This window comes from Streptomyces sp. NPDC111744 (assembly GCF_055634995.1).
In genome coordinates this window covers 1-4,529 of sequence record NZ_JBVKCG010000066.1, presented here as the reverse complement: position 1 = coordinate 4,529, position 4,529 = coordinate 1, and the positions used below count along the sequence as shown (strand labels likewise).

Annotated in this window: 1 protein-coding gene and 1 pseudogene; both read right to left on the bottom strand. The window is 73.1% G+C overall.

Going from position 1 to position 4,529, the window contains the following annotated elements:
• A pseudogene (locus ACZ7OO_RS43950) lies at positions 1–1,730 on the bottom strand (type I polyketide synthase); the annotation flags it as partial.
• Positions 1,731–1,748: 18 nt separating this feature from the next.
• Positions 1,749–4,529 (bottom strand): type I polyketide synthase (locus tag ACZ7OO_RS43945; protein WP_471512994.1); only part of this gene is annotated, 2,781 nt, incomplete at its 5' end.

Sequence of the window (4,529 nt, the reverse complement as noted above, 5' to 3'; positions counted from 1 at the left end):
AACCGCCCACACACATCCGCGAACGACTCCGCGAACACCGGATACCGCTCAGCCAGCTCCCGCCCCATACCCGACCACTGCGACCCCTGACCCGAAAACAAGAACCCGGTGCCACCCCCGCGCCCAACGGTGCCGGGGACGGATCCGCCCGCCAACTCCGTGAGCCCGGCGAGCAGTTCCTCCCGATCCGAGGCCACCACCGCACCGCGGTGCTCCAAAGCGGCCCGGGACAGCGCCGCCGCACGCGCCACCTCCGCAACAGTCACCCCGGACTCGGCAAGCACGTACTCACGCAACCGAGCCGCCTGACCACGCAACGCCTCCGCACTCCGCCCGGACACCAACACCGGCACCGGCAGAACCGGTTCCGGAACTGCCGTCGCCTCGAAAGCGGGGGCCTGCTCGATGATCACGTGCGCATTGGTACCGCTCACCCCGAACGCCGACACAGCGGCCCGACGCACCTCGGTCTCCGGCCAGGGCCGTGACTCGGTGAGCAGTTCCAGCCGGCCGCCGGTCCAGTCGACGTGCGGGGTCGGGTTGTCGATGTGCAGGGTCCGGGGCAGCACGCCGTGGCGCATCGCCTGTACGACCTTGATCACGCCGGCGACCCCGGCGGCGGCCTGCGTGTGCCCGATGTTCGACTTGACCGACCCCAGCCACAACGGCCGGTCCCGATCGGCGCCGTACGTCGCCAGTAGGGCCTGCGCCTCCACCGGGTCGCCCAGCGAGGTGCCGGTGCCGTGCGCCTCCACCACGTCGATGTCCCCGGGGGACAGTGCCGCGTTGGTCAGCGCCTCGACGATGACCCGGCGCTGTGCCTGGCCGTTGGGGGCGGTGAGCCCGTTGGACGCGCCGTCCTGGTTGACGGCGGAGCCGCGGATGACGGCGAGTACCGGGTGGTTGTTGCGCTGCGCGTCGGACAGCCGCTCCAGCAGCAGCATGCCGACACCCTCGGACCAGCCGGTGCCGTCGGCGTCGGCGGAGAACGCCTTGCACCGGCCGTCACCGGCCAGTCCGCCGAGCCGGTCGAACTCCACGTAGGTGCCGGGAGTGGACATGATGGTCACGCCGCCGGCCAGGGCCAGCGTCGTCTCCCCCGAGCGCAGCGACTGCACCGCCAGGTGCAGGGTGACCAGGGAGGAGGAGCAGGCGGTGTCGACGGTGACGGCGGGGCCTTCGAAACCGAAGGTGTAGGCGACCCGGCCGGTGGCGATGCTGGCGGCGTTGCCGTTGCCGATGAACCCTTCCAGTTCCTCGGGCACGCTGTCCATCAGCGTCGCGTAGTCGTGGTACATCACGCCGGCGAAGACACCCGTGCGGCTGCCGCGCAGTGCGGTGGGGTCGATCCCGGCCCGTTCCAGTGCTTCCCAGGATGCCTCCAGGAGCAGCCGTTGCTGCGGGTCCATGGCCAGCGCCTCGCGCGGCGAGATGCCGAAGAACCCGGGATCGAAGTCACCGGCGTCCGCGACGAACCCGCCGAGCCCGACCGGCAGTCCCGGCAGGTCCCAGCCGCGGTCGGTGGGGAACCCGGAGATCCCGTCCCGGCCCGCGGCCAGCATCTCCCACAGCTGCTCGGGAGTGCCGACTCCGCCGGGGTAGCGGCAGGCCATGCCGACGATCGCGATCGGCTCGCGCCGCGCCTGTTCGATCTCGGCGAGCCTGCGCTGCGCGCTCTGCGCCTCGGTCAGCGCGCGCCGAAGATACTCCCGGAGCTTGTCCTCGTTAGCCACGTGCGGTTCCCTTCCTCACCCTTGGTCGGCGCCGAGGCCGTCGACGAGGCCGAACAGTTCGTCGTCGGAGGCCGACGACAGGTCGTGCTCCGGTGCGGCGCCGGACTGCTCCTCGCCGCCGTACTTGGCGAGCAGTGCGGTGAGCCGCATGCGCAGCTTCGCCTGGTCCACGGCGCCGGGTTCGGCACCGGCCAGGGCTTCTTCGAGCTGGTCGAGCCCGGCGAGCGGCGCGCCGGCCTGCGTGCCGTCGGCCGCGGGCATGGACGTGTGCAGGTGCGCGGCGAGCGCCACCGGGGTGGCGTATTCGAACACCACCGCGGCGGGCAGCCGGATGCCGGTGGTCTCGGAGAGCCGGTTGCGCAGTTCCACCGCGGCCAGAGAGTCGACGCCGAGTTCGGCGAAGGTGCGGTGTGCGGCCACGGCGGCCGGTGAGTCGTAGGCCAGCACCCTGGCCGCTTCCGCGCGGACCAGCTCCAGGAGCGCCTTCTCCCGGTCGGGTCCGGACAACGCGGCCGGCGTGGCCGTGGGCCCGGTGCTCGCGCCGGCAACCGTGACAGCGTTCCCGGCGGGCGTTTCCCGGACCAGGCCGCGCAGGACCGCCGGGACCGGGCCGCCGGCCCGTAGGGCCGTCCGGTCCAGGCGCATCGGGGCGAGTACCGGTTCGTCGACGGCTCGCGCCAGGTCGAACAGTTCGAGCGCCTCGGCGGTGGACAGCGGCCGCAGCCCGGCACGGGCGATGCGGGCCATGTCCGCCCCGGACAGTTCGCCGGTGATGCCGCTGCGCTGTTCCCACAGTCCCCAGGCCAGGGAGGAGGCCGGAAGCCCGGCGGTGTGCCTGGCCCTGGCCAGCGCGTCCAGTGCGGCGTTGGCCGCAGAGTAGGCGCTCTGCCCGGCTGCGCCGAGCACCCCGGCAGCGGAGGAGAACAGCACGAAGTCGGTCAGCTGGCGGTCACGGGTCAGCTCGTCCAGCCAGCGTGCGCCCAGGACCTTCGGCGCCAGCACCGCCCGCAGCCGCTCCTCGGTGAGGCCGGTGACCAGACCGTCGTCCACCACCCCGGCGGCGTGCACCACCGCCGTCACCGGATGCTCGGCCAGCAACGCGGCCACCGCCTCCCGCTCGGCCACATCACATGCCACCACCGCCACCCCGGCGCCCAATTCCCTTAGTTCGGCGACTAGTTCGGCCGCGCCCGGCGTGTCCAGGCCACGGCGGCCGGTCAGCACCAGTTCGCGCACTCCGCAGTCGCCGGCCAGGTGACGGGCGAGGGCCGCGCCGAGCGCGCCCAGCCCACCGGTGATCAGCACCGGGCCGCCCGGATCCCAGGTGGCGCCGTCCCGGTCGGTGATCCTGGACAGCGGGACATGGGACAGCCGTGGCACGAGCACCACGCCGTCGCGGACCACCAGTTGCCCGCCGGGCACGTTCCACGCAGCGGCGGGTATCCCGGTGCAGTCGGTGCCGTCGCCGTCCTCGAAGTCCGCCAGCAGGAAGCGGTCCGGGTGCTCCTGCTGCACCGAACGCAACAGGCCCCAGACCCCGGCGGCCGCCGGATCAGTGCGCGCGTTGCGGGTCCGCAGCGCGAGCCGGGTGCCGGCGAAGCGGTCCTCGGCCAGCCAGGTGTGTACCGCGCCCAGCGCCCGGCCGACCGCAGCCACTGGATCGGCCTCGGCCTCGGTGGCGGCCCCGGCCGCCAGCACCACCACCTCGGGCAGTTCCCCGTCGGGCAGTTCTGCCAGGTCGGCACAGCCCAGCACAGTCGGTTCCGGACCGCCCGGCACGTTGGCGGGTACCAGTTCCTCGGCGTACAAGGATTCGTGGTGGCCGAGCTGTTCCGCCGAGATCGGCCGGACGGCGAGGGACTCCACCACTCCGACCGGGGCGCCTGTAGGGTCGGCCAGTTCGATCCGGGCCGCCTCGGCGGCGACGGGGGAGATCCGCACCCTCAGCGCGGACGCCCCGGTGCGACGCAGCGCGATCCCGTTCCAGGCGAACGGCAGCAGGGTGCGGTCGCCCTCGTCCTCGTGCAGGTAGCGCAAGGCATGCAGCGACGCGTCCAGCAGCGCCGGGTGCAGCCCGTAGCGGCCGGCGTCGGTCAGCTCGGGCAACTCGATGTCGGCGAAGACCTCATCACCGCTCCGCCAGGCCGCGCGCAGGCCCTGGAACGCCGGGCCGTACTCCAGCCCGGTGGCGGCGAACTCGGCATAGGCCGAACCGACGTCCAGCGCGATGGCTCCCGGTGGCGGCCAGGCAACCGGCGTGTCCAGAAGCTCCGCCGGCACCGAGCCGAGTACAGCGCGGGCGTAGCAGGTCCACGGGGTACCGTCCTCGGCCGGACGGGCGTGCACGGTCATCGGCCGCTCCCCCGTGGCACCCCGCGCGCCGACCCTCATCTGCACCTCGACGGCACCGTGCTCGGGCAGTACCAGCGGCGCCTGAAGGGTCAGTTCGGCGACCTCGCCGGTACCGGTCTCCGCGGCGGCGTGCAGGGCCAGTTCGGCGAACACGCTCCCGGGCACAACGGTGGCACCCAGCACGGTGTGCTCCCCCAGCCAGGGCTGCGCCCGGGTGGCCAGCCGCCCGGACAGCAGGAAACCGTCCTCCTCGGCGAACTCCACGGCCGCGTCCAGCAGCGGATAGCCACTCCGGTGCGGTGGTTCGGCGCTGTCCAGCCAGTAGCGGCGGTGCTGGAAGGCGTAGGTCGGCAGGTCCACCCGGGCCGCGGCGGGCAGATACGACGCCCAGTCGACCGTACCGCCATGCGCATGCAACCGCGCCAACCCGACTGCCACAGACAG